Genomic DNA, 25,206 nt, shown 5'->3' with positions numbered 1-25,206 from the left:
CGCAAAACGCAACATCCATGCCTGCGAAACCGTGCGCCGGCGCGCGCCGCGCCGGTCCGCGTTCCGGGTAAAGTTTGCACGGCTCCGGGTAAGGATTCCAATTACGTCGGAGAAGCCGGCGGGTGCTCCCTGTCCAGCGCCAATTTCATGCGGCGCAGAAATTCCCGCCGCACGCTCCACTGCCGGGAAGGCTTCACTTTCAGTCGGCAACGCACCGTCATTGCCGCATCCTCGACTTTTTCGACCCCGGCGATATCGACCTCGCCCAGCACCGCCGTCCCCACGGCGGCGTCCGCGCGCATGGCGGCGCCGACCTCGCGCATCAGCGCGAAGACACGATCCAGGTCTTCCCGGCGGCCTACGGACAAATCGACCACCGCATAGGCATATTCCCGGCTGCGGTTGGTGACGGTGGTGATCATGCCGTTCGGGATGAAGTGCACGCTGCCGTCGTAGTCGCGCATGCGGATGTGGCGCAGCGTGACGCGCTCGACATGGCCGGACTTGCCCGCGACCTCGATCACGTCGCCTTCGCTCACCTGGTTTTCCAGCAGCAGGAACAGGCCCGTGAAAAAGTCCTTGACCAGGCTTTGCGCGCCGAAGCCGATGGCGATGCCGGCCACGCCGGCCGTGGCAAGGATGGGCGTGATGGAGATGCCGATCTCGCCCAGCGTGAGCATGGCCGCCACGCCGAACACGACGATGCCGGCGGCGTAGCGAAACACGTTGGTCAGCGTCTCGATGCGCCGGAAGTCAAGCGCCCCGTCCGGCTCGCGCTCGACCTTGTGCTCGATGTGCAGCTTGAATGCCGCCAGCGCGCGGCGCAGCGAGCGCAGCACCAGCCACGCCAGCACCCACACCAGCAGGATGTGCCAGAACGGCCGCAGCAACTCCGCCCAGCGGCCGATATCGGCCAGGACGAGGCTCATCGCCCGCGGCCGCGCGGGCGGAACGGCAAGCGCCGCAAGCGTCGCCCTTAGCGGAAGCGCTCGACGATCACGCCGTTAGCCAGGCGCACGCGGTCACCGGCCGCCACCTGAGGCGCCGTTTCCTGGGCCAGGGTCTGGAGCGAGCCGTCATCCATGCGCACCGTGATCCGGTACGCCTGGTCCGCGCCGCGCGCATTCTTTTCCATCTGGTGGCCGGCCAGCGCCCCGCCGGCCGCGCCGGCGACCGTCGCCGCGGTCCTGCCGCTGCCGCCGCCGACCTGGTTGCCGAGCAGGCCGCCGACGGCCGCGCCGGCCACCGTCCCCAGGCCGATACCGGCCTGCTGGCGCGGCACCACGTCGATGGACTGCACCACGCCCATGCCGGACACGTTGCTGGCGGTGGCGGCGGTGGTCGTCACCGGCGGCGCGGACGCGACGCCGGTGGAGCTGTTCATGCCAGTCGTGCCGCACGCGGCCAGGGCAAGGCTGCAGATGGCGATGGCGCCGAATTTCGATTTGTCAGTCCACATTGTTCATCTCCTTATCTTGAAGACCATCATCTTTCCGGCGTCCCCCTGTCGAGGAGCAAGGCTGCGCGGAACGCGTCCGGCATTAATGCAACACGCAGGCGGCCGCCGTCTCCGAAACTTCATCGATGCAGGTTACATGCCAGGCACGCGGAGCATCCTTTCCTCGTCGCAGCATCCGAAAAATGCCAAGCCTGGAAGTAACGATTGCACGCCGGCGCAACGCAGCAGCACTTTTTACAGCGACCTGTATCTCTTACGCGCCTATTCCGTACCTATTACGTGCCGCCATCTTGACGAGCAGCATCGGGGAAGTCCGACATCGGTGACTCGAGGCAATCTTGCGGCCGCGACAGTCATGCGCAGATGCAGTAACGACAAGCCTTTGCACAAGGTGTTTGCGGCAGCGCAAAGGCCGGCGACTGCCTGCGCAAGCCGCAGCCCAGCCCGCATCGCGGCTAGGTACATGCTTTGCTTTGTGTGCGGTGCAGCGCTTCGATAATTCCAATAATCCGGACAATCATGCGAAAAATTGCACTCATCAGCGAACATGCATCGCCCCTGGCGCTCATCGGCGGCATCGACAGCGGCGGACAAAACGTCTATGTGGCGCAGCTTGCCAAGCATCTGGCCCGCCTCGGCTACGAAGTCGACATCTTTACCCGCCGCGACTGCACCGATCAGGAAGCGGTGACCGACTGGTCGCCCGGCGTGCGCGTGATCCATGTCCCCGCCGGGCCGGCCCACTTCATTCCCAAGGAAGCGATGCTGCCGTATATGGAACAGTTCGGGCGCTTCGTGATCCGATTTGCGCGAAGGCAAAAAATTCCCTACGACCTGATGCACGCCAATTTCTTCATGTCCGGCATGGTCGCGCAGCAGGTCAAGCACATCCTCGGCATTCCGTTCGTGATGACCTTCCATGCGCTGGGACGGGTGCGCCGCCTGAACCAGAAGGATGCCGACGCCTTCCCCGACATCCGCTTCGACATCGAGGAAAGGCTGATGCAGGACGCCGACTGCATCCTCGCCGAATGCCCGCAGGACCAGCAGGACATGGAAACCCTGTACGGCGCGCCGAGGGAGCGCATCGACGTCGTGCCGTGCGGTTTCGACCCCGATGAATTCTGGCCGGTCACGCTCGACGCGCGCCAGCAGCTCGGCATCGGCCGCAACGAATTCGTGGTGCTGCAACTGGGCCGCATCGTGCCGCGCAAGGGCATCGACAACGTGATCCGCGCCGCCGCCATCCTGCAGCAGCAGCACGAGGTGCCGGTACGTCTTTTGGTGGTGGGCGGCAATTCCGAGCTGCCCGACCCGATCGCCACGCCGGAACTGGGACGACTGATGCTTCTGGCGGAGGAGCTCGGCATCGCCGACGCGGTGACCTTCACCGGCCAGCGCCAGCGCGCCCAGCTGCGCTATTACTACAGCGCGGCCAACGTCTTCGTCACCACGCCCTGGTACGAGCCGTTCGGCATCACGCCGGTGGAAGCGATGGCCTGCGGCACGCCAGTCGTCGGCACCGCCGTCGGCGGCATCAAGACCACCGTGGTCGACGGCGAAACCGGCTACCTGGTGCCGCCCAACGACCCGCAGGCGCTGGCCGAGCGCCTGCTGTGGCTGCAGCGCCATCCGCACATCGCGCAGCGCCTGGGCTGGGCCGGCATGCGGCGCGCCTACCAGCAGTTCACCTGGCGCACGGTCGCCACGCGCATCGCCGACGTGTACGAGCGCGTGGCCCTGCCGTCGCCGGCCTACGCGACCGGCACACGCAACGCCGCAGCCGAGGTCGGATTGCGCAGCTAGGACACCATTCCCCATCCCTTGTCGGAACCACCCTTTTGGAGGCCCACTTGAGCAACGTTAACGTATCGAACTATGCTGTCAGCCCCACCGAAGCGTCCGACCTGGCGGGCAAGGCCGTGCTGGTCACCGGCGGCGCCAGCGGCCTGGGCGCCGCGCTGTGCCACATGCTGTCATCCTGCGGCGCCGACGTCGTGGTGGGCGACCTCAACCTGGACAAGGCGCAGACCGTCGCCGCGCTGCTGCAGCCGTCGTGCGGGAAAACCCATGCGATCGGCTTCAACGTCGGCGACCCGGTCGCCGCCGAGCGCGCAATCGACGACACGGTCGAGCGCTTCGGCAAGCTCGACGTGCTGATCAACAATGCCGGCACCGACGTCACCTGTCCGATCGAGGAACTCGACTACGCGGACTGGGACCGCGTCATCCGCACCAACCTGTACGGCCCGTTCCTGCTGTCGAAGTTCGCCGCGCGGCACATGAAAAGGCAGCGCGGCGGCCAGATCGTCAACATCTCCTCCACCGCCGCCAAGCGCGCGTGGCCCAACGCCTCGGCCTACCATGCCAGCAAGTGGGGGCTGCTCGGCCTGTCGCACGCGCTGCACGCGGAACTTCGTCCGCACAACATCAAGGTCACCGCCGTCGTCGCCGGCGGCATGCGCACGCCGTTCCTGCTGGACCGCTTCCCCGACATCGACGTCTCGACCCTGCAGGACCCGGCCAACGTCGCGCGCGCGGTGAAGTCGGTGCTGATGCTGCCGGAGCAGACGGTGATACCGGAAGTGATGGTGCTGCCGATGCAGGAGACGTCGTGGCCGTGACGGGACGAAAAATGCGGCGGCGAGCACGCGTTGCCGCCCTCTCCCCGCGCCTCATCCCGTCCCTGATGCCGGGCCGCCCCCGGCTGATCTCCAGGGAGAAAAGACAGCATCGCGTCACCGAAGAAAAACCACGACAGTGACGAAACGAGGCCACCAACCATGCGCGCAATCTTCCTCGACAAAGACGGTACTCTTGTAGAAAACATCCCCTACAACGTCAACCCCGGCCTGCTGCAGCTCACCTGGCACGCCGGCCCCGGCCTGCAGCTGTTCAGGCAGCTCGGCTACGCCCTGTACGTCGTCACCAACCAGTCCGGCGTCGCCCACGGCCTGTTCACCGAAGCGGCGCTCGACCAGGTCGAGCAGCGCCTGCAGGAACTGCTGGCGCAGTACGGCGTCACGCTCGACGGCTTCTACTACTGCCCGCACGCCATCGAGGGCAGCATCAGCCGCTACACGATCCCCTGCACCTGCCGCAAGCCGATGCCCGGCATGCTGCATCGCGCCGCCTACGAACACGGCGTCGACCTTGCGCAGTCCTGGATGATCGGCGACATCCTCAACGACGTGGAGGCCGGACGCCGCGCCGGCTGCCGCACGGTCCTGATCGACAACGGCAACGAAACGGAGTGGAAGATGTCGGCGCTGCGCACGCCGCACTTTTCTGCGTCCGACCTGTACGCCGCCGCGACCCTGATCGCGGAGCTGGACGAGCCGCAACTGTCGGCGGACATTCCGCCCGATCTCCTGCGCGCCGCGCCCGGCAGCGCGCTGAGCCCGTGAGCGAACGCGGCTGGCAGCACGCCCGGAACGTCCTGTGCATCCGGCTCGACTATCTGGGCGACGTGCTGATGACCACTCCGGCGCTGCGCGCGCTCAAGCAGTCGCTGCCGGGTTGCCGCCTCACGCTGCTGACCTCGCGCAGCGGCGCCGAAGTTGCGCGCTTCATCCCCGAAGTCGACGCCGCCATCGAATACGACGCGCCCTGGCTCAAGAGCAGCGATGCGCGCGACGCACGCGCCGACATGGCGATGATCCGCCATCTGCGCAAGCAGCGCTTCGACGCGGCCGTCATCTTCACCGTCTACAGCCAGAACCCGCTGCCGTCGGCGCTGCTGTGCCACCTGGCGCGCATCCCGCTGCGCCTGGCGCACTGCCATGAGAACCCCTACCAGCTGCTGACCCACTGGGTGCGCGATCCGGAGCCGCAGGAGCGCGTGCGGCACGAAGTGCGGCGCCAGCTCGACCTGGTGGCGTCGGTCGGCGCGCGCACCGGCGACGAACGCCTGTCGTTCCGCATCGAGCCGGGCGACGCCGACTGGGCCGCGTCCTGCATGCGCGCGCTCGGCATCGCTGCCGGCGCGCCATGGGTCTTGCTGCATCCGGGCGCAAGCGCCGCCTCGCGCCGCTATCCGGCGCGGCACTGGAAGGCGGTGGCGCGCGAATTGGCCGATCGCCTGCAATGCCCGCTGGTGCTGACCGGCGGGGCGCAGGAAGCCGCGCTGGCCGACGAGATCAGGGCCGGCATTGCGCGCGCCCATTCGCTGGCCGGCCAGCTCAGCCTCGGGCAGCTGGCCGCGCTCATCGCGGCCGCCCCGCTCGTCATTTCCAACAACACAGGTCCGGCCCATATCGCAGCCGCCGTCGGCACGCCGGTGGTCGACCTGTACGCATTGACCAATCCGCAGCACACGCCGTGGCAGGTACCGAACCGGGTGCTGTTCGAGGATGTGCCGTGCCGCTTCTGCTACAAGAGCGTATGCCCGCAGGGACACCATCGTTGCCTCGAAGGCGTGCCGCCGGCGCGCGTGGTCGGCGCGGCGCTTGAACTGCTGTAAGTTTTACACCTGATTGCAAAAACGCTTTCGACCTGCAACACGCGCCACGCCGCCGCCTCCCACTTGGCGGCTTTTCGCCTGAAGCCGTTCTTGGCACAGAGCTTGCGACAAGCAACGGACTGCCGGCTGATCAGTACGGCCTGACAACCTCACAGGAGATAGCCATGCCACGTAGTTCGTCTTCCAAGTCTTCTTCGAAGGCTACCTCGTACCGCGGCCATGCCAAGACGGAACCCCAAGATGCGCTCGACGTGCTTGCCGACGACCACAAGAGAGTGGTGCGCATGTTCGATGAATTCGAACAAATGAAAGAAGACAACGATCCGGACGATGAATCCAAACAGCTGCTGGTCGAAAACACTTGCGCCGAGCTGACCATCCACGCGCAGGTGGAGGAAGAGCTGTTCTACCCCGCGCTGCGCGAAGCGATCGACGACCTGGACTTGCTGGACGAAGCCGAGGTCGAGCACGCCTCCGCCAAGCAGCTCATCACGGAGCTGGCGGCCATGCAGCCGGAAGACGACCTGTACGACGCGAAGTTCACGGTGCTGGGCGAATACGTGAAGCACCATATTCAGGAAGAAGAAAAGGAAATGTTCCCGAAAGCTAAGAAGGCCGACCTCGACCTGGAAGGCCTCGGCGACGAGATCCGCCAGCGCAAGCTGGAACTGCGCGAGGAGCTCGGCATCGCGCCGGCGGAAACGGTGGACGACGAAGACGAGGAACCCGCTGCCAAGACCAAGGCGGGGCGGCGCGTGCACTAACCGGCGCCAGCGGTTGCCGCGCTTGCCGCGAGAACCGTCAGGACCAACGAAGACAAGGAAAGGCACCAAGTGATTTTGACCGACAAGGGAGCAAGCGGGAGCGAGATCAGGCCGACGCATGCAGTCGACATTTTCGCCTTCGTCGAGGCGCAGGAAATCCCCTTCCATTATTTCGGGACGCCCTATTACCTCGCGCCGCCGCCGGGCGGCGAAAAGGCCTATGCGGTGCTGCGCGAGGCGTTGCGCCGCACCCGCAAGATCGGCATCGCGTATGTGGTGATCCAGATGCGCCGGCACCTGGCGGCGCTGGTTCCACAAGGTAAGGCGCTGGTGCTCAACACACTGGAGTATGCCAGCGAAACGCGCGACTGCAACGTGCCCGGCATGGCGCCGGGCGAATTCGCCGAAGCCGACATCAGCGAAAGCGAACTGGCCGCCGCCACACGGCTGGTCGACAGCATGACGCAGCAATGGGATGCGCTGCGTCCGGAACCGGACGTGCGCATCGAGGTAGCCATGCCGGGCCGCTCGGCGGAAGTGGTCGAACTGGAGGAACTGCTCGACCTGGCCGAACAGGGCGGGCTGGAGCTGGAAGAGGATTTGATGGACAGGCTGTGGGGCAGGCCGCACCGCCGCACGCCGCGCATGGCGGCGCGGCGCGGCAGCGCGACGGCAGGCCGGACGCGGGGCAGGCTGCATTAGCGCATCCGTGCGCGCAAGAGAAAATCGAGTTGGATGTCTCCTGGTGGTGTGTTTGTTCGGGTTGCAGGGCGACGCAAGTTGCCCTGCTTTTTTTTGCCCTGCCTTTTTCGGCTGCCTCAGCCGGGCGGGCCGGCCGCGAGCTCCATGGGCGATAAGCGTGCCAGCCAGTCGTTGCGCGCCGTGGCACGCAGCGCCGCCAGCAGCAGCACGCGATGCTCGACGGCCGTCAGTCCGCGCGGCACATCCGGCATGCGCGGCGACTTGCCGAACAGGGTGAGCTGGAACACATAGGCAGCCAGGTAGGACCCGGCCAGGGTTGGATGGCTATTGTCGCTTTCGTATAGACGAATGCGCGGGTCCAGTTCGCGCGCGATGGCCCAGGCCGGCCCCACCGGGGCCACGCGCGCGCCGATTTCGCCGCCGATGCCGTAATAGACGCGGTTGATCTGGGCCTGGGCCTCGGGCGCGGTAGCGCGTGCCCACGTCAGGTACAGCACGGTGCGCGCGCCCGCGCGGCGGATCTGTTCGTCGAACAGGCGCACGTACTGCCGCACGGCCGCCGCGTCGGTCAGCGGCAAGGTGCTGAAGTCCTGCAGCACCACGTAGTCCCATTTTTTCCGCATCAGGGCCGCGCGCGCCGCGCCCTGCTCCCAGTGCCATTTCAGGTCCATGCCGCCGGCGGTGACCGCTTCGGTTTCCACCCGCCGTGCCGCGCCGCTGGCCCGCGCCAGTTCGCGCACCAGCGCCGGCAGGTCGTTGGTATAGGTATAGCTGTTGCCGATGAAAAGAATGTGCAGCGCGGCGGGCCGCGCGGGCGGCGCCGCCTGTGCGCCCATGCCGCACAGCAGCGCCAACAGCAGTATGGCCAGGCAGCGGAACTTGGCCATGCTATTGCGCGGCCGCCGGGAACACCGGCAAGGCGGCCATCGCGCGCGCATCGTGCGCCGGCAGCATGCGGATCTGCGGGAAGCGCCGGTGGATGGCGGCGACGTGCGCGATATTCGCCCGCACCGCCTGGGCGTCGACATCGACCAGCGTACGCGCGAGCCATGGCCGCTCGGCGGGCAAGTCGATGCCCTCGGCCTGCCATACCAGGTCGCCCAGCAGCGCATAGCGCGCGCCCGACGGCAGCGTGATGAATGCGATCACCGAGCCCGGCGTGTGTCCCGCCGCCGGCACCAGCACGATCGAGCCGTCGCCCCAGATGTCGAGGCTTTGCGTAAAGCCGAGATAAGGCCGGTCGGCGAAGCGGTACGGCTTGAGCTCCAGCCGGTCCAGGCTGCGCGCCACCGAGGTCATGTCGCCGCCGCCGGCGATGAAGTCGCTCTCGGCCGCCGTCACCCAGACCGGCACGCCGGGCAGGCTGTCGAGCCCGCTGACGTGGTCCCAGTGGGCATGGGTAATCACCACGCCGGCCAGCCTGGCGGGGTCGAAGCCGTGCGCGGCGAGCTGCTCGGCGGCGGGCGTGCCCTTGCTGAAGGTGGCGGTGGCGCGCATGAGCGCCGGCTGCATGGCCAGGTGCTGCTCCAGGCGGCGGCCGAATCCGGTGTCGAACAGCAGGTCGCCGCGCGGGTGGCGCACCAGGATCGCGGTCATCGCAAATTCGCGCTCGTCGCTAAAGCGCCCGCCGCGATAGGCCAGCGCCGCGCGCGACTTCATCGAGCCGGTCGGCAAGGCCGACAGCGACATGCCCGCCGGCGGCGTAGCCCGCGGCAGTTCCATGGCTTGCAGCGGCGCCGGATCGAGCAAGGCCGGCGAGAAAGTCCAGGCCAGCGCGACGGCGCCGGTCAGCAGCAGGAACAGCAGTGAAAAGAACACTCGTTTCATGGAAAGATCTCGCAGGCAGGGCCGGAGCTTCGGCTCGTCGGAATGTTCCACATTTCCGCCGGACCTCTTATTGATTTCGCTTAACTTTCGTTCGGGAGCGTTCGAGCCGGCCCGGCCTGCCTTACCGGAGTTTCGCGCCGCGTTGCGCCAGCAGCTCCCTGAGAACCGAGCGGTGGCAGCGGGCTTCATCCTCGCAATAACAGCCTATGGACATGTCCGACTGGTGCGACAGCGCCGCCAGCAGGTCCAGCTCCCGGCTCGCGTCGGGCCGCTTCATTTCGGCCACGAACTTGCGCTTGAAAAGCTGCCATGCGCGGGCGTCGTCGGCGGCTTTTGCTTCCTTCAGCAACTCCTCGGATGGCGACAGGTTGGGAAACCACACGTCATAGATATCCTTCGACGCGTATTCTTCCTTGCGCACGCCGCGCGGCGGACGGCGCACGGTCCCGATGCGCAAGCCTTCGCCCTGCTCCCTCGGGCTGCCGAGCCGTACGATTCGAATCGTCATTCTTTTCTCCCCTTGTCGCGACACGCGGATCATATCAAGCCGGCACGATGGGTTAACGTTTCTTTATGACGCTGACCTGGCCGTCCGATTCGATGAAGGCTTCCTTGACCTGGTCGAGGGATTCGATGCCCGCCTCCCGCAGCTTGCCCCAAAGTTCCTCTTCGGTGATGAATTCCTTGCGCATATTACGCTTGAGTATTTGCCCGTTCATGACCAGGCGCAGCGGCTTCGGCTCGGCGAAGCGGCGCATGGCGGGGAAACGGAAACTCAGCCAGTCCAGCAGCATGTTCCAGCCGATCAGCGTCAGCACCAGCACCACGGCGTCGCCGACGGACGTGTATTCTCCCGCCATGCCGTTCTGCGCAGCGTCGGCGACGATGACCAGCACCAGGATGTCGGCCACTCCCACCGCGCCGACGTCGCGCCTGACCAGGAACCTGAACACGACGAACAGAAACCAGTACATCGCGCTTCCCCTGACCACGATCTCGAGAAAAGGAATGCTCAGCTTGAAGACGCGGCCCCAGTCGACGGCCGAAAGAAATGCATCCATCTGTCATTTCCATGAGTTAAAAAAATGGCGCCGCTGGGGCGCCATTTCCAAATTCCGAGCCATCGGACCGGTCAGCTCGTCAGTTCCCAGTACGGGCGCTGGTTGTAGTAGGAGTGGATCTGCTCGCCCCAGGTGCGGTCGGCCATGGCCGGCCAGTGATCCTTGTCGAAACCGGGAGCGTTCTTCAACTGCTCCTTGTCGACATTGAGCACGAAGCAATGCCGATCGGCGTCCAGCGTCAGCGCGCTCCAGGGGATGGCGAACAGCTTGTCGCCGATGCCCATGACGCCGCCGAACGACAGCACGGCATAGGCAATGCGCCCGCTCGGGACATCCAGCATGATGTCCTTGATTTCGCCCAGGTTGTCGCCCTGTGCGTTGATCACGTCGTCGCCCTGCAGCGTGTCGGCGGCCATGATCTGCGGGCCCGGCCCGGAAGTGTTGGCGTCGCCGCCGATGATGCGCGCGCCGGCGCCGGTGGAGGTCGAGGTGGAAGGAGTGGAAGGATAGTTAGCCATACGTGTTTCCTTTCGAGTGTGCGGATGCGCAGCCTGCTTGTTATGCTTTCGGTGCCGCTCCAGGCCGGACGCATCGTACGTTCTCCCTGCAGATAAATCGGTGTCAGCGGCTGCCCGGCGCCGCCGCCGGGCCGGAAGGCAGGCGATTGACATCGGCGCTGCCGGGGCCCAGCCTGCGACTCCAGTAGCGGTCCACGTCCGCGCTCCAGCGCTCGTCGGCCAGGTCGGGCCAGTTGCCGCGATCGAAGCTGGGCGCCAGGCTGATCGTTTCGCGGTCCGCCTGCAGTACGTAGTAGCGGCCATCGTCGCTGGGCCGCAATATCTGCCATGGAATCGCATGGTATTTCGATCCGACACCCAGCACGCCGCCGAAGTTCACCACTGCGTACGCGACCGCGCCGCGCCGGCTGTCGAGCAGGATGTCCTTGATCTCACCGATCTTGTGGTCCTGCGAGTCGCGCACGGCTGTGCCAATGATCTTGCTGCCGCGGTACATATGCTTGTTCTGCGCGGCCATCGATGGCGACGGCGCGGTAGCCGTTCCGGCATCGGGCGCCGCCGCATGCGCGAGGCCGCCGGCGTTCGCCAGCGCCGCGACAATTACCGAAAAATACAGTGCGTTCATTTCTGTCCCGATCGATCGCCGCCCATGCCCGCGCTCCTCAGTAATCACCGTAACGCTGCAAATCCCGTACCAGCAGGCATCGTCACTCGGCGAGCGCGCTCTGCGCGGGTTCGAGCCATTTGATCGTTTCGGCCGCTTTCTTGCCCGCGATAAATGCATGGTCGGCGCTGTCCGGCTCCCATTCGGCATGGCGCCCGGCCACGACGATGCCGTGCCGGTCCAGCCAGTCCTTGATGATTTGCACGTTCTTTTCGCGCACGCGGTCGTATACGACGTGAGCGTAGGGCATGTCGATCTCGTGGACGGCGAGGACGCAGTCATCTCTGCGCAACAGGCCGATGTCGATGCAGTCGCGCCGGCAGCGCTCGGCCAGCGCCTGGCCGGACAGCGGCGGCTTGTCTTGCGGCGAATAGCCGATCTCGCAGGTCAGGCCGAAGCCGCCCGGCGGATTGCATTCCGGGCTGGCATTGCCCTGCGCGAAGATGCGATGGAAGATCGCGCCTTCCGGCATGTGGATCCAATGTTTGTCGGTAATGCGTTCACGCGCCACGCCGAGGCTCACGCAGCGTTGCGACAGGTAGCGCAAGCCGGCCGCCGCGCGCCTGATTTCGTCCGGGGCCTCGTCGCCGAGCGCGCGCACCAGTTCCGGCAGCGGCATGGTGCTGATCAGGTTCCGGTATTGAAAGCGCCGGCCGCCGGCCAGCACGAACGTGCGCTGGCGCGGGGAAATCCGCACCACGTGGGCATTGAGTTCGATGGTTCCCTTGATATGGGGTACGAAGCCGGACATCAAGGCCTGGATGCCGCCGCGCAGCGGATAAGCGAAGCGCGCCGCGCCCCCCCGCCCGATGCCTCGCATGGCCGCCGCCGGCGCCAGGCCGGCATTCTTGCGGACCACCCAGTCCTCGCTGTCCTGCCAATGCAGGTTGGAGCCGAGCAGGATGCGGTACAGTGCGAGCACGTAGGGGTCGTCGGAAAGCATGACGTGCCCGGCATGATCGAAGGTGAAGCCCTTTTCCCTGACGGAGCGGCACCGGCCGCCCACCATCGGCTGCTTCTCGAACAGCACCGCGTCGTGTCCCAGGTGATAGGCGGCCGACAGTCCGGTCGGCCCGGCGCCGATGATGGCGGTGGCCACGTAGCGGGGGGCTTCGCTGCGCGGCAGGCGATTGATGCTGGGCATGCCATCCGGCACGACGCCAGCGGCCGCCTCCGGTTGCGCACGGCGGCGCGGCGCGCTGTCGAGCAGTTTGCGCACCTTGTCCACGCGCGCGTCCCATGCCATCGGCGCCAGCGCCGCACGCATCCTTTCTGCCCGCGCCGCATGCGCCTGCGGCGGCGCCAGGAGCGCTTCCTCGCAGGCGGCGACGAAGGCTTGCGCGTCGCCGGCGACCGCGACGACGTCGCGGTACGACCGGGTCACCTCGGGCAGCGGGGTACTGACGACCGGCAGCTCGGCGGCCATGTATTCGAGCAGCTTGAGCGGGCAGCTGGCGCGCGTGGCGCCGTTGAGCGCGAACGGCAGCAGGCACACGTCCCAGCCCGCCAGGAAATGCGGCAGCGCGTGATATGGCTGCAGCCCGAGGTAATGCACGTTGGCGCGCTGCGGCAGCGCTTGCGGATCGATGCCGCGAACCGGCCCGACCAGCACGATCTGCCAGCGCGGATGGGCATCGGCCAGCTGGCCGAGCAGCGCGACATCGAGGCGTTCGTCGAGCACGCCGTAGTAGCCGAGGCGCGGACCTGGAATCTCGCGGTGCGCGGGATGCGAATTGGCGCGCTCGAGCGCCGTTTCGAAGTGGGCCGCGTCCACACCGCCGGGCAGGTAGTGCACGTTCGGATGCCGGCGGCGCCGCGCGCGGTACAGGTCGCGCCCGCCGGCGAGCACGAGGTCGGCCGCTTTCAGCAATGCGTTTTCGCGCTGACGCCACTGCCTCGGCGCATGCCTGAACGCTGCGGCCTCCTCCATGCAGTCGTACACCACCAGCTTCGGCTGCAGCTCCTGCAGCAGCGGCAAGGCCATCGGCGTGTAAAACCAGGCGATATGATCGTCCAAGCCGCGCAGCGCCTGGCGCAGCAGCGGCCGCAGGTACGGCAGCTGGTCGTCGTGAAAGCCGGGCTGCCCGACCGGCGTCAACGGCTGGCATACCAGCACGCCGGGCAACGGGGAGTACGTCTCGAGCGCCGCTTCGCCTTCGCGGTACTGCGGTTCCTCGACGAACACCACCGGCTGGTGGGCCGCCAGGCGCGCCATGAGCTGTTGCGGACGGCAATAAACGAAATCCCAGCGCACGTGAGAAAAAACGATGATTGCAGATGCCATGCTTTCTCCTCTAATGGCGAAGCCGCCGCAAACATCTCTGTCAGGAAACTTTCGGATGACAGTGCTGGTGCATGAACCGGCATTAATTGTGACGCCATCGCGCATCGCTGCGATGACAGGATGCGGCGGGTTTGTACAAGCTCAATGCAGCAGGGGAGGCTTAGGCAAGACTTATGCCGACCAGGGTAGTCTTGGCTGTGGGCCCGCTGTACGCCGCTGGCAGAAAGAAGATGCAGCGCAACAGGATTTCATTTCAGTAATTTTTACAGCACGGGGTAAAAGCTACAACTTGCCTTGACAGCGATTGACCATATTTTTCAATTGCTTATAAAGGTCGCCATGCTTGCAGGAAGCATACGTATTGCCCATTCACAGCAACAGAAATGAGGCTCGGTATGCTTCCTGCTTAACAAGGCCCGGAGCCGCAGCCGCATAGTACAGGTATATCGCAGGCAGGCCGCTCCGCCCTCGCCTTCAACGCCGGCCCATCTTTTTTGCGTGCCGCGGCGAACTGGTAAAAAACGCAACAGCCATGTAATCGTTACTAGCAAACCTGACCGAAGAGAGACGACATATGACCAAGATTCGCAAAGCAGTATTCCCGGTTGCCGGGCTAGGAACACGTTTTCTCCCTGTTACCAAGGCCTCGCCAAAAGAAATGCTGCCGATCGTCGACAAGCCTCTTATTCAATACGCGGTGGAAGAAGCCGCCGCAGCAGGCATCACGGAAATGATCTTCGTCACGGGACGCAACAAGCGCAGCATCGAAGACCATTTCGACAAGGCATACGAACTGGAATCCGAACTCGCTTCGCACGGCAAGCTGAAACTGCTCGAGGAAGTCCAGAGCCTGTTGCCGGACAACCTGCACTATTCCTATGTGCGCCAGAGCGAAATGCTCGGCCTCGGTCACGCGGTGCTGTGCGCCAAGCCGCTGGTGGGCGACGAGCCGTTCGCGGTGGTGCTGGCCGACGACCTGATCGATGCCGACGTCCCGGTGCTGAGCCAGATGATCGACCTGTACGAGCAGCATGCCAGCTCGGTGATCGGCGTGCAGAACGTGCCGCTGGAGCAGACCAGCCAGTACGGCATCGTGCGTCCGCAGTCGATGGGCGTGCGCATCCACCGCATTGCCGACATGGTCGAAAAGCCGCAGCCGGAGCATGCCCCCTCCACGCTCGGCGTGGTCGGGCGCTACGTGTTCACGCCGGAGATCTTCGACTACCTGGAACGCGTCATGCCGGGCAGCGGCGGCGAAATCCAGCTCACCGACGCCGTCGCCGCCATGCTCGACAAGCATCCCGTGCTGGCCTACGAATTCAAGGGCCGCCGCTACGATTGCGGTTCCAAGCTCGGCTACATGGAAGCGGCGGTGGTCTTCGCGCTCAAGCATCCCGCCATCGGCGAAAGCTTTACCGACTTCATCTTGAACCTCCAGGCCGAATTGCGCCAGCAAAAGGTCGGCACCCGCAGCGCCTGATTCAGAAACGGAGCAAGGAGCAGTATTCACCATGGCGGTTCCCGGCAACCAGATTTCATTCATTCGCAACACCGGCCACCTCGCAACCCATCATGACGTCGTGCGGCATGCAATGTCTACCATCCCACACCGGCCGGAGCGCCATCCGGGCGGGCAGCACTATCGCCACCTGATCGAGTTGTGCGTCGACGGCGTTCTGCTGCTGCGTGACGCGCGCATCGTCGGCGCCAACCGGGCGGGGCTAGACCTGCTGGGTTGCGGCAATCCGGAGCAGGCGCACGGGCATTCCCTGTTCGATTTCCTGCATCCGGAGGGCGGGGCTGCCGCCGCCCAGCGCCTGCGCAGCGCGGTCGAGGAAGGGCCGGCCGACGTGTCGCTGGAGCATCGCCTGGCGCGCGACGACGGCACCGTCTTCGACGCCGAAATCACGGTCGCCCCCTATCCCGACCTGGACGATCCGAACGGCCGCCTGGTGGTGCTGCGCAATCTGACCGAGCGGCGGTGCATCGCCGCCGCACTCGACCAGCAGGATCAATACCTGCGCCTGATCACCGACGCGGCGCCGATCCTGATTGCCTACATCGATAGCGACGAGCGCTACCGCTTCATCAATGCCGCCTACGAGTCGTGGTTCAAGCTGCCGCGCCCGGACATCGTCGGCAAATCGCTGCGCGAGGTGCTCGGCGCGTCATACCCGGCGCTGCAGCCGCAGATCGCCCGGGCGCTGGCGGGCGAACGCGTCCGCTACGAAGCCACCGTCGAGCACGATCTGGGACGGCGCCACGTGATCGCCACCTACACGCCGGATATCGGCGACGACGGCAAGGTGCGCGGCTTTTCTTCGGCCGTGATCGACATCACCGAGCGCAAGAATGCCGAACAGGAATTACGCGAGCGGGAAGAACAGTTGCGCCTGATTACAGACGCTCTGCCCGTCTTCATCGCCCAGTGCGACCGCGACTACCGCCTGCGCTTCGTCAACCGCACCTATGCAGACCGTTTCGGCTTTAGCGGATCCGAGGTGATCGGCCGGCGCGTGCCGGATATCGTTGGCCTGGAAGCGTTCGCGCGCATCCGGCAATACCTGGACGCCGCCCTGGCCGGCCAGCCCCAGGAGCACGAAATGCGCATCAACGCGCCCGACGGCGAAGAACGCTGCCTGCAGCTGATGTATGTGCCGGAGCGCGACGAGCATGGCGCGGTGCGCGGCGTGGTGGCCGCCGTCAACGACATGACGCGGCTGCGCCGCACCGAGGAGCGGTTGATCAGGCGCGAAATCGAATTCAAGACCCTCGTGGAAAACTCGCCCGACATCATTTCCCGCATTGACCGCAACATGCGCCACCTGTATGTCAACCCGGCCGCCGTCAAGCTGGCCGGCATCGCGCCGTCCGACTACATCGGCAAGACCAAGGCCGAGCTCGGCCTGCCGCCGGAGATGGTCGCGGCCTGGGACGAAGCGGCCGAGGCGGGGTTTCGCACCGGCCGCGAGCAGCGCCTCGATTTCGACAATATCGTCGATGGCCAGACGCACTTCTTTTCCGGGCGCATCGTCCCCGAGACCGACCAGCACGGCCGCATCGAATCGGTGGTCGCCATCGCCTACGACGTCACCGAGCGCGCGCGCGCCGAGAAGGAGCGCGACGACCTGCTGGTGCGCGAACGCGCCGCACGCATCCAGGCGGAAACTGCGGCGCGCGCGCGCGACGAATTCCTCGCCATCGTGTCGCATGAATTGCGCGCCCCGTTGAACGGCATCCAGAGCTGGGCGCACGTGCTGGAAAACTACCTGAAGGATGTGACCTCGGCGCCGCTGGCGCAGCGCGCGCTGCAAGGCATCAAGACCGGCGTGGGGCAGCAGGTACGCCTGATCGAAGACTTGCTCGACGTGACGCGCATGATGAGCGGAAAGCTTCGCCTGGTGCGACAGCCGCTAGCGCTGGTTCCCCTGCTGGAAGCCGCCGTGGAAAGCGTGCGCCCGACGGCGGCAGCCAAGAATATCGCCATATCCTGCGGCTACCGCATTACCAACGAGCAGATCGAGGGCGATTCCGACCGGGTGCAGCAGATTTTCTGGAACCTGCTGTCGAACGCCGTCAAGTTTACACAGCAAGACGGCAGCGTCTGGCTGACGGCCGAGCGGGATGGCGGCAACATCCGCGTCACCGTACGCGATAACGGCATGGGCATCTCCGCCGAATTCCTGCCGCATCTGTTCGACCGCTTCAGCCAGGAAGACACATCCAGCACGCGCGGCCACAGCGGCCTCGGGCTGGGCCTGTTCCTGGTGCGCCACCTGGTCGAACTGCATGGCGGACAGGTGCGTGCGGAAAGCGCCGGCGAAGGCCGGGGAACCACGTTTTCCGTATCCCTGCCGCTGCGCGTGGCCACCGAAAAATATGCCGTCGCCACCTTCGAGGAAAGCGCCTCGGCCAACCTGCCGCTGCCCTCGCTTAAAGGCTTGCGCATCCTGTTGATCGACGACCAGGCCGAAGCGCGCGAATCGCTGACGGTGGTGCTGACCACGGCCGGCGCCGATGTCTTCGCAGCCGACTCGGCGCGCCAGGCGCTCGCCTGGCTGCCGACGCTCGCTGGCCAGAGGCTGCCCGACGTGCTGGTATGCGACATCGCCATGCCGGGCGAGGATGGCTACGCCGTGCTGCGCAAGCTGCGCGCATGGAAACCGGACGGCAAGTCCGCGCCGCTGCAACGCATGCCGGCGCTGGCGCTGACCGCGTTCGCGCAGCGCGAAGACCGGATACGCGCACTGACCGCGGGCTTCCAGATGCATGTCACCAAGCCGGTCGCCCCGGAAGAACTGATCGTCGTGATCGATACGATGGTGGCGCGCACCCAGTAGCCGCCGGACAGCAGACAGATATCAGGCACGCACCGGACAGGCGGCCCGCAGGCCGCACTGCCGGCCGCGTTCAATGAAAGGAGCCGCTGCCGTTCTGCATGGGAGCCGGCTCTTCGCCCTTGTGTACGCCTTCGTAGGGCCCGTATTCCTCCAGCCTGTTGTACAGCGTCTTGAGGCTGATACCGAGGATGTCGGCCGCACGCTTCTTGACGCCACCGCACAGCTCCAGTGTGGCATAGATCAGCTTGCGGTCCACTTCGGCCAGCGAAGTGCCGACGGGAATGGCCAGCGTCATGCCCACCGGCGACTGCGTAGTGATGACCGGCGCCAGCGCGCTGGCGTCGATCGTATGGTCGGACAGGATGAAGGCACGCTGCATGTAATTGCGCAGTTCGCGCACGTTGCCGGGCCAGTGGTAATTGGACAGGCAAGCCAGGCCGTCGGGCGAGAGCGTCTTGGAGGTGCCGTGCGCGGCATTGAGCTCTTCCAGAAAATGTTGCGCCAGCAATTCGATGTCGGCGCCGCGCTCGCGCAAGGGTGGGATGCGTAAGGGGAAGACATTCAGCCGGTGATACAGGTCGAGCCGCAGCTTGCCTTCGGATACCGCGGATTCCGGATCGCGGTTGGTGGCCGCGATCACGCGCACATCGGTTTCGATTTCCTGGTTGCTGCCGATGCGCATGAAGGTGCCGGTTTCCAGCACCCGCAGCAGCTTGACCTGCAATTCGATCGGCATCTCGGTGATTTCGTCGAGAAACAGCGTGCCGCCGTTGGCGCGCTCGAAATACCCCTTGTGCTGGCGGTCGGCGCCGGTGAAGCTGCCCTTCTCGTGCCCGAAGATTTCGCTCTCGATCAGCTGCGGCGAAATCGCGCCGCAGTTCACCGGCAAAAACGGATGCTTCTGGCGCAGGCTGAGCTCGTGGATGGTCTGCGCCGCGAGTTCCTTGCCGGTGCCGGACTCGCCCAGCAGGAGCACGGTCGCCTCGGTCGGCGCCACCCGCCCGATGTGGTTGTACAGCTTCTGCATCGCCGGCGCGGCGCCCAGCATCTGGCCGAAATGCCCGAGGCGGCGCAGCTCGCTGCGCAGCACGCCGATTTCCTCCTTCAGGTCGACGGTGCGCGGTATGCGCGACAGCAGCGACTTCAGGCGGCGGAAATTGATCGGCTTGGTCAGGTAGTCGGCGGCGCCCAGGCGCAAGGCCTCGACCGCTGTCTCGACGCTGGCATGGCCGGTGATCAGGACGATCTCGGTGGTGGCGCGCGATTCGATATCGTTGAACAAGTCCATGCCGCTGCCATCGGGCAGCTTCAGATCGATCAGCACCACGTCGGGGCGCTGGCGCATGATCTGCGCCTGGGCCTCGCGAATATTTCCTGCGACGGCAGTCGAGAACCCTTCGGCACCGGAGATCTCCGCCAGCGCCTCCCGGGTGTTGATGTCATCATCGACGATCAGTACGTGTGGCATATTTCGATTTCTGTAAACGGTTCCTGGACTAAGACACTAACAGTTCGACTCTCACCGGCTTCTGCCATTTCGCAAACGGCCAAGCCAGCAGGCCTCGTTCATGAACCACGCCCGTTGATACGGTTCATGAACGAAACGCATGTATCAGGAATGATTGGACCGGCATTTCACACGGACATTCCCGCCGATTTATCTTTCATGCGCGAAGAACTCGGCGCGGCGCTATCCGTCCGAAAAGGAATGCGTCATGCGCGGCACGCGATGCAGCCGGCATGCCAAAACGCGCCGGCCGAAGAAGGTGGCCGCTGTATTCGTTGCGGTGGAGGCGGCATGATGCCCATGCGCCACCTCCACCGCCTTGCACAGCGAAAGGACTGGAAGTGCAGTTACCGGAACAACCTAATAGCTGCAAATAATCGCATTGCCAGAGGAATCCGTTACTTGTTCGTGCCGGAAGAACCGGAGCTGCCGGAAGAGCCCGAGCCCCCCATGGAACCGGACGAACCGGATGTGCCGGAAGAACCGGACGATCCCGACTGGGACGTGCCCGAGCTGCCCGAAGTACCCGAGCTCTGATCGGTGGCGCGGCGTTCGCAACCGGTGGCGGCCATGCCCAATGCGGCAACGACCAGCAAGACCTTCGAAGCGTTGAGAAGCGTCTTCATTGTTGTTCCTTTCACATAAAATGGACAATGTGACGTTCTTGACCATTTCATTTGCGATAAGTTCGTCGCATTCGGCGTCAACGCGCCGAATGAAGTTTCCAAGCAAGGATTATTACGAACATCCGGAAGTTGCCTTGTCGGACGATACGCCGGCATATCGGAATCGTCCGACATTTGATGCAGGTAGAGAATTGGCCAATCGGCCCTGGCATCGCCACACCCGCTGCGCAATATCGTGTATTGTGAGGTGGTGTACAGTCTCATGATTACAGGGTATTCCGGCGCATTCTTTCAATACGGCATACGCTTCGGAAACGGCGTTCCTGATCCATCTCAGCAAAGCATTTCGCCCGTACATGACGTGGTTTGCGCCCCGAAACTGAACTGGCGCAACTACATCTTCCATCAGGATAAGAAAATCATGGAGACCGCTCTTGTTACCGGGCCATCGTTGTTTATAGCGAGCCGGGCAGATGGAAACCAACATGTCTCTCGATAAATCGCTCAAGCATTTCGGCATCATGTATGGCGCGTCTCCCGCCATGGAACGGCTCTACCAGCAGATCGAGCGCGTGGCCGCCACCGATGCAACGGTGCTGCTGGTGGGTGAAAGCGGGACGGGCAAGGAATTGATCGCCAATGCCATCCATCATGCCAGCGCGCGCAAGTCGGAAACCTTTGTCGCCGTCAATTGCGGCGCGATTCCGGCGCACCTGATCGAGGCAGCCCTGTTCGGGCACGAGAAGGGCAGCTTCACCGGCGCCATGCGCCAGCACATCGGTTATTTCGAGCATGCCTCGCGCGGCACACTGTTCCTCGACGAAATCACCGAGATGCCGGTCGACATGCAGGTCAAACTGTTGCGCGTGCTCGAGTCCGGCAGCTTCGTGCGCGTCGGCGGCGATGAAGAAGTCAAAGTCGACGTGCGCCTGGTCGCCGCCACCAACCGCGATCTTGAAGCCGCAGTCAAGCAAGGCAACCTGCGCGAAGATCTGATGTACCGCCTCGCGGTGTTTCCGGTGCGCGTGCCGCCCCTGCGCGAACGCGGCAGCGACATCGAATTGCTGGCGCAATCCTTTTTGCAGGAACTCAACGAAAAGGAAAACTCGCAAAAGGTGTTATCGCGCAATTCGCTCGACGTGATCCGTTCCTATTCGTGGCCCGGCAATGTGCGCGAACTCAAGAACGTGGTACAGCGTGCCTTCATCCTCGCCACCGACACGCTCGACATCGAGGAATGCATCTCCGATCTGGCGAGCAAGAAACCGACTGTCCATGAGGGCTATCTCAACTTCTTCGTCGGCACACCGCTGGCCGACGCCCAGCGCGAAATCATCCTCGCCACCCTGAAGCACTACAGCGGCAACAAGCGGCTCACCGCCGAGGCGCTGGGCATCAGCCTCAAGACGCTGTACAACCGTCTGAAGGAATATTGACGGCAACGGTACTCACCTGTTACCCGTTGATCACTTCGCCGCCGTTCGGATGCAGCACCTGCCCGGTCATGTAGGAAGCATCGTCGCAGGCAAGATAGACATAGGCTGGCGCAATCTCGTCGGGCTGCCCCGGGCGGCCCAGCGGCACCTTTTCCCCGAACTGGGCTACGTGCTCGGGCGGGAAAGTGGAGGGAATCAGGGGCGTCCACACCGGCCCTGGCGCCACCGCATTCACGTAAATTCCCTTCTCGGCCAACTGCTGCGACAGCGAACGCGTAAAGGCTACGATCGCGCCCTTGGTCGCTGAATAATCCAGCAAATGCGAACTGCCGCGATAGGCGGTCACGGACGTGGTGTTGATGATGCGCGCCCCGGGTTTCAGGTGCGGCAAGGCGGCGCGCACCGTATAAAACATGGAAAAGATATTGATGCGAAACGTCTTTTCCAGTTGTTCGTCCGAGATGTCGGCAATGCTTGCCTGCGGATATTGCTGGGCGGCGTTGTTCACGAGCACGTCCAGCTTGCCAAAAGACGACACAGTCGTTTCCACCATCTTCTTGCAGAACGCCGGGTCGCCCACGTCGCCGGCCAGCGTCACGCATTCCCGCCCTTCCGCCTCGATCAGGCGGCGCGTTTCCTGCGCATCCTGATGTTCATCGAGATAGGAGATGACGACGTTCGCCCCTTCCTTGGCAAAGGCGATCGCCACCGCGCGGCCGATGCCGCTGTCACCGCCGCTGATCAGCGCGATCTTGCCCTTCAGTTTTCCACTGCCCTTGTAATTCTTTCCTTCCGCTTGCGGCCGCGGCGACATGGCCGCTTCCGATCCGGGCTGGTGGTCCTGATGCTGAGGGAAGATATTGGGTTTCTCTTGTGGCATGGCTGATCCTTCCTAGGCTGCGAAATCCGAACAAAACCGCCACGCGTCGGGCACATCCCCGCCGGCGGCTGAAAAGTCAGGATTTTGAGCAGCTTCCATGCCACGCCGGTCCCGGCCAGGTGGCTGGCGAAAATCAGCAGAGAGTCAGGCCGCGAGCGGCTGGGTGCGGGTGAATGCTTCCATCAGCAGCGCCGGATCTCCCGCCGCCAGCTTCTTCGCATCCGACAAGGTCTGGCGGAAGGCGCGCGCACCGGGCATGCCCGCCATCAGGCCGAGCATGTGGCGTGTGATGCTGTTGAGCTTCAAGCCGCCGCCCGGCTCGTTCTTGCCGGCCGTTTTTCCATACAGCGCGAGTTGCTCGCGAATATAGGGCAGCATCGCCTGCAACACCTCGGCGCGCGATTTCACCGGCGCCGCATCGCCGTAATAGCGGGCGTCGAAGGCCGCCATCAGGTAGGGATTGTGATACGCCTCGCGCCCGATCATCACGCCGTCGACCTGACGCAGATGCGCGTCGATATCGTCCAGCGTCTTGATGCCGCCATTGATGATGATTTCCAGTTGCGGAAAGTCGCGCTTGAGCCGATAGGCATAATCCGGCTTGAGCGGCGGGATCTCGCGGTTTTCCTTCGGGCTCAGGCCCTTCAGGATGGCATTGCGCGCGTGCACGATGAAGGTCTGGCAACCGGCTTCGGCGATGGTGCCGACAAAGTCGCGCACGAACTCGTAGGACTCGACCTGGTCGATGCCGATGCGGTGCTTGACCGTCACGTCGATCGCCACCGCGTCGCGCATCGCCTTAACGCAATCGGCCACCAGTTGCGGCTCGGCCATCAGGCAGGCGCCGAACGCGCCCTTTTGCACGCGCTCGGACGGGCAGCCGCAATTCAGGTTGATCTCGTCATAGCCCCATTGCTCGCCCAGCTTCGCGCTTTTCGCCAGGTCGGCCGGTTCGCTGCCGCCCAGCTGCAGCGCGACCGGATGCTCCTCGCCATTGAAATTGAGATGGCGCGCGACATCGCCGTACAGCAGCGCGCCGGTCGTCACCATCTCGGTGTAGAGCCAGGTATGGCGCGTGATCTGGCGGTGAAACATGCGGCAATGACGATCTGTCCAATCCAGCATCGGTGCGACGGACAGCCTGCGCGGGGGCAACTTGGCGGATTTCAAGGAGGAGCTCATAATTAGCCGGTATTGTACCGGACAGAATCTGCTGCATTGATGTGCTGTTGAACAGAGTAAAGGCCCATATTTCGCATGAACGATACAGGGCCGGAACATCCACCCGACACCCACTCCCAAAGAGAGCCGCATGAAAGAGATGCCCGCCACGATCGACACCAGCCATTTCTGGATGCCCTTCACCGCCAACCGGCAATTCAAGTCCAGGCCGCGCCTGCTCGCCGCCGCGTCCGGCATGTACTACACGACCGATGACGGCCGCCGGATTCTCGATGGCACCTCCGGCCTGTGGTGCGTCAACGCCGGCCACTGCCACCCGAAAATCACCGCCGCCATCCAGCAGCAAGCCGCCGTGATGGACTATGCGCCGACCTTCCAGATGGGCCATCCGCTGGTGTTCGAAGCCGCCAGCAAGCTGGTTTCCATCGCGCCGGAAGGCTTGAACCGCGTCTTCTTCTGCAACGACGGCTCGGAAGCGGTCGACACCGCGCTCAAGATCGCGCTGGCCTACCATCGCATGCGCGGCGACGGCTTGCGCACCCGCCTGATCGGTCGCGAGCGCGGTTATCACGGCGTCGGTTTCGGCGGCATCGCGGTCGGCGGCATTGCCGGCAACCGCAAGCATTTCGGCCCGACGCTGGCCGGCGCCGACCACCTGCGCCATCCGCTCGACATGACGAAAAACGCCTTCTCGCGAGGCTTGCCGGAACACGGTGCGGAACTGGCCGATGAACTGGAGCAGCGCCTGCTCGCCCTGCACGACCCGGCCACCGTGGCCGCCGTCATCGTCGAACCGATCCAGGGTTCGACCGGCGTGATCCTGCCGCCCAAGGGCTACCTGCAAAAGCTGCGCGGCATTTGCGACAAGTACGGCATCCTGTTGATCTTCGACGAAGTCATTACCGGCTTCGGCCGCCTGGGCGCGGCATTCGCCGCCGACTACTTCGGGGTGGTGCCCGACATGATCACCTGCGCCAAGGGCCTGACCAATGCCGCCGTGCCGATGGGCGCGGTGCTCGTGCGCCAGGATATCCACGACGCGTTCATCGACGCCGCGCCGGAAAACACAATCGAATTCTTCCACGGCTACACCTACACCGGCCACCCGCTGGCCGCCGCCGCCGCCATCGCGGCCATCGACGTCTACACCGAGGAAGGCTTGTTCGACCGCGCCAATGCGATGGCGCCGTATTTCGAGGAAGCCGCACATCAGCTGCAGGGCTTGCCGTATGTAAAAGATATCCGCAACCTCGGCCTGGTATGCGGCATCGAGCTGGAAGGCGTGCCAGGCAAACCGGGCACGCGCGCCTTCGACGTGTTCCTGAAATGCTTCTGGGACAAGGGTGTGCTGATCCGCACCACTGGCGACATCATCGCACTGTCGCCGCCGCTGATCATCGACCAGTTGCAGGTCGATCAGCTGTTCGCCGCGATTGCCGACGTGCTGAAAACGCAGAAGGCAATTCCCGCCGCCGAGCACGCGGCCGCGTAGTT

The 25,206-nt window shown here is 64.6% G+C and carries 24 protein-coding genes; 12 read left to right on the top strand and 12 right to left on the bottom strand.

What is annotated here, in order from left to right:
- Positions 1-101: 101 nt before the first annotated feature.
- Both FAY22_RS03185 and FAY22_RS03180 read right to left on the bottom strand, forming a co-directional pair.
- Positions 102-929, bottom strand: coding sequence for a mechanosensitive ion channel family protein (locus FAY22_RS03185; RefSeq protein WP_146328882.1), 828 nt, complete (start codon positions 927-929; stop codon positions 102-104).
- 47 nt (positions 930-976) lie between these two features.
- Positions 977-1,459, bottom strand: a complete 483-nt coding sequence (locus FAY22_RS03180; protein ID WP_146328881.1) for a glycine zipper 2TM domain-containing protein — start codon at positions 1,457-1,459, stop codon at positions 977-979.
- A gap of 519 nt (positions 1,460-1,978) precedes the next feature.
- Here FAY22_RS03180 and FAY22_RS03175 point away from each other — a divergent pair.
- The 6 genes from FAY22_RS03175 (at position 1,979) to FAY22_RS03150 (ending at position 7,387) form a co-directional block, all read left to right on the top strand.
- On the top strand, positions 1,979-3,265 hold the full coding sequence (locus tag FAY22_RS03175; RefSeq protein ID WP_146328880.1) for a glycosyltransferase family 1 protein: 1,287 nt from the start codon (positions 1,979-1,981) through the stop codon (positions 3,263-3,265).
- A 47-nt stretch (positions 3,266-3,312) separates the two neighbouring features.
- Positions 3,313-4,083, top strand: a complete 771-nt coding sequence (locus tag FAY22_RS03170) for an SDR family oxidoreductase (RefSeq protein WP_146328879.1) — start codon at positions 3,313-3,315, stop codon at positions 4,081-4,083.
- 159 nt (positions 4,084-4,242) lie between these two features.
- On the top strand, positions 4,243-4,866 hold the full coding sequence (locus tag FAY22_RS03165; RefSeq protein WP_146328878.1) for an HAD-IIIA family hydrolase: 624 nt from the start codon (positions 4,243-4,245) through the stop codon (positions 4,864-4,866).
- The gene (gene waaF, locus FAY22_RS03160; protein WP_146328877.1) at positions 4,863-5,921 is read left to right on the top strand and encodes a lipopolysaccharide heptosyltransferase II; all 1,059 of its coding nucleotides are present in this window, start codon (positions 4,863-4,865) and stop codon (positions 5,919-5,921) included. The genes FAY22_RS03165 and waaF overlap by 4 nt, the downstream gene beginning before the upstream one ends.
- A gap of 164 nt (positions 5,922-6,085) precedes the next feature.
- Positions 6,086-6,685, top strand: a complete 600-nt coding sequence (locus FAY22_RS03155; protein WP_146328876.1) for a hemerythrin domain-containing protein — start codon at positions 6,086-6,088, stop codon at positions 6,683-6,685.
- A gap of 69 nt (positions 6,686-6,754) precedes the next feature.
- The gene (locus FAY22_RS03150) at positions 6,755-7,387 is read left to right on the top strand and encodes a Ku protein (protein ID WP_146328875.1); all 633 of its coding nucleotides are present in this window, start codon (positions 6,755-6,757) and stop codon (positions 7,385-7,387) included.
- Positions 7,388-7,503: 116 nt separating this feature from the next.
- Here the strand turns inward: FAY22_RS03150 and FAY22_RS03145 are convergent, their stop codons facing one another.
- The 7 genes from FAY22_RS03145 to FAY22_RS03115 form a co-directional block, all read right to left on the bottom strand.
- The gene (locus tag FAY22_RS03145) at positions 7,504-8,274 is read right to left on the bottom strand and encodes an SGNH/GDSL hydrolase family protein (RefSeq protein ID WP_146328874.1); all 771 of its coding nucleotides are present in this window, start codon (positions 8,272-8,274) and stop codon (positions 7,504-7,506) included.
- A gap of 1 nt (position 8,275) precedes the next feature.
- On the bottom strand, positions 8,276-9,214 hold the full coding sequence (locus tag FAY22_RS03140; protein ID WP_210411886.1) for an MBL fold metallo-hydrolase: 939 nt from the start codon (positions 9,212-9,214) through the stop codon (positions 8,276-8,278).
- A gap of 121 nt (positions 9,215-9,335) precedes the next feature.
- On the bottom strand, positions 9,336-9,722 hold the full coding sequence (locus FAY22_RS03135) for a DUF488 domain-containing protein (protein WP_146328873.1): 387 nt from the start codon (positions 9,720-9,722) through the stop codon (positions 9,336-9,338).
- Positions 9,723-9,774: 52 nt separating this feature from the next.
- Positions 9,775-10,275, bottom strand: coding sequence for a DUF421 domain-containing protein (locus FAY22_RS03130; RefSeq protein ID WP_146328872.1), 501 nt, complete (start codon positions 10,273-10,275; stop codon positions 9,775-9,777).
- A gap of 71 nt (positions 10,276-10,346) precedes the next feature.
- Positions 10,347-10,793, bottom strand: a complete 447-nt coding sequence (locus tag FAY22_RS03125) for a PRC-barrel domain-containing protein (protein WP_146328871.1) — start codon at positions 10,791-10,793, stop codon at positions 10,347-10,349.
- 103 nt (positions 10,794-10,896) lie between these two features.
- Complete coding sequence (locus FAY22_RS03120; RefSeq protein WP_168204752.1) at positions 10,897-11,418, bottom strand: PRC-barrel domain-containing protein; 522 nt, start codon at positions 11,416-11,418, stop codon at positions 10,897-10,899.
- Between the two features lie 82 nt (positions 11,419-11,500).
- Positions 11,501-13,741, bottom strand: a complete 2,241-nt coding sequence (locus FAY22_RS03115) for an FAD-dependent oxidoreductase (protein WP_146328869.1) — start codon at positions 13,739-13,741, stop codon at positions 11,501-11,503.
- On the opposite strand from FAY22_RS03115, the gene FAY22_RS03110 reads away from it, so the two are divergent.
- The 3 genes from FAY22_RS03110 to FAY22_RS03100 all read left to right on the top strand — a co-directional run bounded on the left by FAY22_RS03110 (position 13,725) and on the right by FAY22_RS03100 (position 18,081).
- Entirely contained in the window at positions 13,725-14,039 is a 315-nt protein-coding gene (locus FAY22_RS03110; RefSeq protein WP_146328868.1) for a hypothetical protein, read from the top strand. The genes FAY22_RS03115 and FAY22_RS03110 overlap by 17 nt on opposite strands.
- 276 nt (positions 14,040-14,315) lie before the next feature.
- A complete protein-coding gene (galU, locus tag FAY22_RS03105) occupies positions 14,316-15,221 on the top strand; it encodes a UTP--glucose-1-phosphate uridylyltransferase GalU (protein ID WP_146328867.1) in 906 nt (301 codons plus the stop codon).
- A gap of 31 nt (positions 15,222-15,252) precedes the next feature.
- The gene (locus tag FAY22_RS03100; RefSeq protein WP_146328866.1) at positions 15,253-18,081 is read left to right on the top strand and encodes a PAS domain-containing protein; all 2,829 of its coding nucleotides are present in this window, start codon (positions 15,253-15,255) and stop codon (positions 18,079-18,081) included.
- 70 nt (positions 18,082-18,151) lie between these two features.
- On the opposite strand, the gene FAY22_RS03095 is transcribed toward FAY22_RS03100, so the two are convergent.
- The gene (locus FAY22_RS03095; RefSeq protein ID WP_146328865.1) at positions 18,152-19,549 is read right to left on the bottom strand and encodes a sigma-54 dependent transcriptional regulator; all 1,398 of its coding nucleotides are present in this window, start codon (positions 19,547-19,549) and stop codon (positions 18,152-18,154) included.
- Between the two features lie 126 nt (positions 19,550-19,675).
- Between FAY22_RS03095 and FAY22_RS21910 the strand changes: the two genes are divergently transcribed.
- Positions 19,676-20,125 carry a hypothetical protein gene (locus FAY22_RS21910; RefSeq protein WP_168204751.1) on the top strand — a complete coding sequence of 150 codons (450 nt, stop codon included), beginning with the start codon at positions 19,676-19,678 and terminating at the stop codon, positions 20,123-20,125.
- Between the two features lie 574 nt (positions 20,126-20,699).
- Complete coding sequence (locus tag FAY22_RS03085) at positions 20,700-21,650, top strand: sigma-54-dependent Fis family transcriptional regulator (RefSeq protein ID WP_246860639.1); 951 nt, start codon at positions 20,700-20,702, stop codon at positions 21,648-21,650.
- Positions 21,651-21,669: 19 nt separating this feature from the next.
- Here the strand turns inward: FAY22_RS03085 and FAY22_RS03080 are convergent, their stop codons facing one another.
- Together FAY22_RS03080 and dusA are read right to left on the bottom strand one after the other, a co-directional pair.
- Positions 21,670-22,530 carry an SDR family oxidoreductase gene (locus FAY22_RS03080; protein ID WP_146328863.1) on the bottom strand — a complete coding sequence of 287 codons (861 nt, stop codon included), beginning with the start codon at positions 22,528-22,530 and terminating at the stop codon, positions 21,670-21,672.
- Between the two features lie 144 nt (positions 22,531-22,674).
- Positions 22,675-23,655 (bottom strand): tRNA dihydrouridine(20/20a) synthase DusA, encoded by a 981-nt coding sequence (dusA, locus tag FAY22_RS03075; RefSeq protein WP_246860792.1) that lies wholly within the window; start codon positions 23,653-23,655, stop codon positions 22,675-22,677.
- 196 nt (positions 23,656-23,851) lie between these two features.
- Here dusA and FAY22_RS03070 point away from each other — a divergent pair, with 196 nt between their 5' ends.
- Complete coding sequence (locus tag FAY22_RS03070; RefSeq protein ID WP_146333178.1) at positions 23,852-25,204, top strand: aspartate aminotransferase family protein; 1,353 nt, start codon at positions 23,852-23,854, stop codon at positions 25,202-25,204.
- The last annotated feature ends 2 nt before the right edge of the window (positions 25,205-25,206 follow it).

This window comes from Noviherbaspirillum sp. UKPF54, from assembly GCF_007874125.1.
Lineage (GTDB): Bacteria > Pseudomonadota > Gammaproteobacteria > Burkholderiales > Burkholderiaceae_D > Noviherbaspirillum.
Note: the sequence above shows the minus strand (reverse complement) of the source record. Positions and strands in the feature narration are given on the sequence as shown.

Coding starts and splice junctions, on each gene's coding strand:
- FAY22_RS03185 (WP_146328882.1), bottom strand. CDS start 929: ATGAGCCTCGTCCTGGCCGATATCGGCCGCTGGGCGGAGTTGCTGCGG.
- FAY22_RS03180 (WP_146328881.1), bottom strand. CDS start 1,459: ATGTGGACTGACAAATCGAAATTCGGCGCCATCGCCATCTGCAGCCTT.
- FAY22_RS03175 (WP_146328880.1), top strand. CDS start 1,979: ATGCGAAAAATTGCACTCATCAGCGAACATGCATCGCCCCTGGCGCTC.
- FAY22_RS03165 (WP_146328878.1), top strand. CDS start 4,243: ATGCGCGCAATCTTCCTCGACAAAGACGGTACTCTTGTAGAAAACATC.
- FAY22_RS03155 (WP_146328876.1), top strand. CDS start 6,086: ATGCCACGTAGTTCGTCTTCCAAGTCTTCTTCGAAGGCTACCTCGTAC.
- FAY22_RS03145 (WP_146328874.1), bottom strand. CDS start 8,274: ATGGCCAAGTTCCGCTGCCTGGCCATACTGCTGTTGGCGCTGCTGTGC.
- FAY22_RS03140 (WP_210411886.1), bottom strand. CDS start 9,214: ATGAAACGAGTGTTCTTTTCACTGCTGTTCCTGCTGCTGACCGGCGCC.
- FAY22_RS03135 (WP_146328873.1), bottom strand. CDS start 9,722: ATGACGATTCGAATCGTACGGCTCGGCAGCCCGAGGGAGCAGGGCGAA.
- FAY22_RS03130 (WP_146328872.1), bottom strand. CDS start 10,275: ATGGATGCATTTCTTTCGGCCGTCGACTGGGGCCGCGTCTTCAAGCTG.
- FAY22_RS03125 (WP_146328871.1), bottom strand. CDS start 10,793: ATGGCTAACTATCCTTCCACTCCTTCCACCTCGACCTCCACCGGCGCC.
- FAY22_RS03120 (WP_168204752.1), bottom strand. CDS start 11,418: ATGAACGCACTGTATTTTTCGGTAATTGTCGCGGCGCTGGCGAACGCC.
- FAY22_RS03110 (WP_146328868.1), top strand. CDS start 13,725: ATGATTGCAGATGCCATGCTTTCTCCTCTAATGGCGAAGCCGCCGCAA.
- FAY22_RS03115 (WP_146328869.1), bottom strand. CDS start 13,741: ATGGCATCTGCAATCATCGTTTTTTCTCACGTGCGCTGGGATTTCGTT.
- galU (WP_146328867.1), top strand. CDS start 14,316: ATGACCAAGATTCGCAAAGCAGTATTCCCGGTTGCCGGGCTAGGAACA.
- FAY22_RS03100 (WP_146328866.1), top strand. CDS start 15,253: ATGGCGGTTCCCGGCAACCAGATTTCATTCATTCGCAACACCGGCCAC.
- FAY22_RS03095 (WP_146328865.1), bottom strand. CDS start 19,549: ATGCCACACGTACTGATCGTCGATGATGACATCAACACCCGGGAGGCG.
- FAY22_RS21910 (WP_168204751.1), top strand. CDS start 19,676: ATGAACGAAACGCATGTATCAGGAATGATTGGACCGGCATTTCACACG.
- FAY22_RS03085 (WP_246860639.1), top strand. CDS start 20,700: ATGTCTCTCGATAAATCGCTCAAGCATTTCGGCATCATGTATGGCGCG.
- FAY22_RS03080 (WP_146328863.1), bottom strand. CDS start 22,530: ATGCCACAAGAGAAACCCAATATCTTCCCTCAGCATCAGGACCACCAG.
- dusA (WP_246860792.1), bottom strand. CDS start 23,655: ATGCTGGATTGGACAGATCGTCATTGCCGCATGTTTCACCGCCAGATC.
- FAY22_RS03070 (WP_146333178.1), top strand. CDS start 23,852: ATGCCCGCCACGATCGACACCAGCCATTTCTGGATGCCCTTCACCGCC.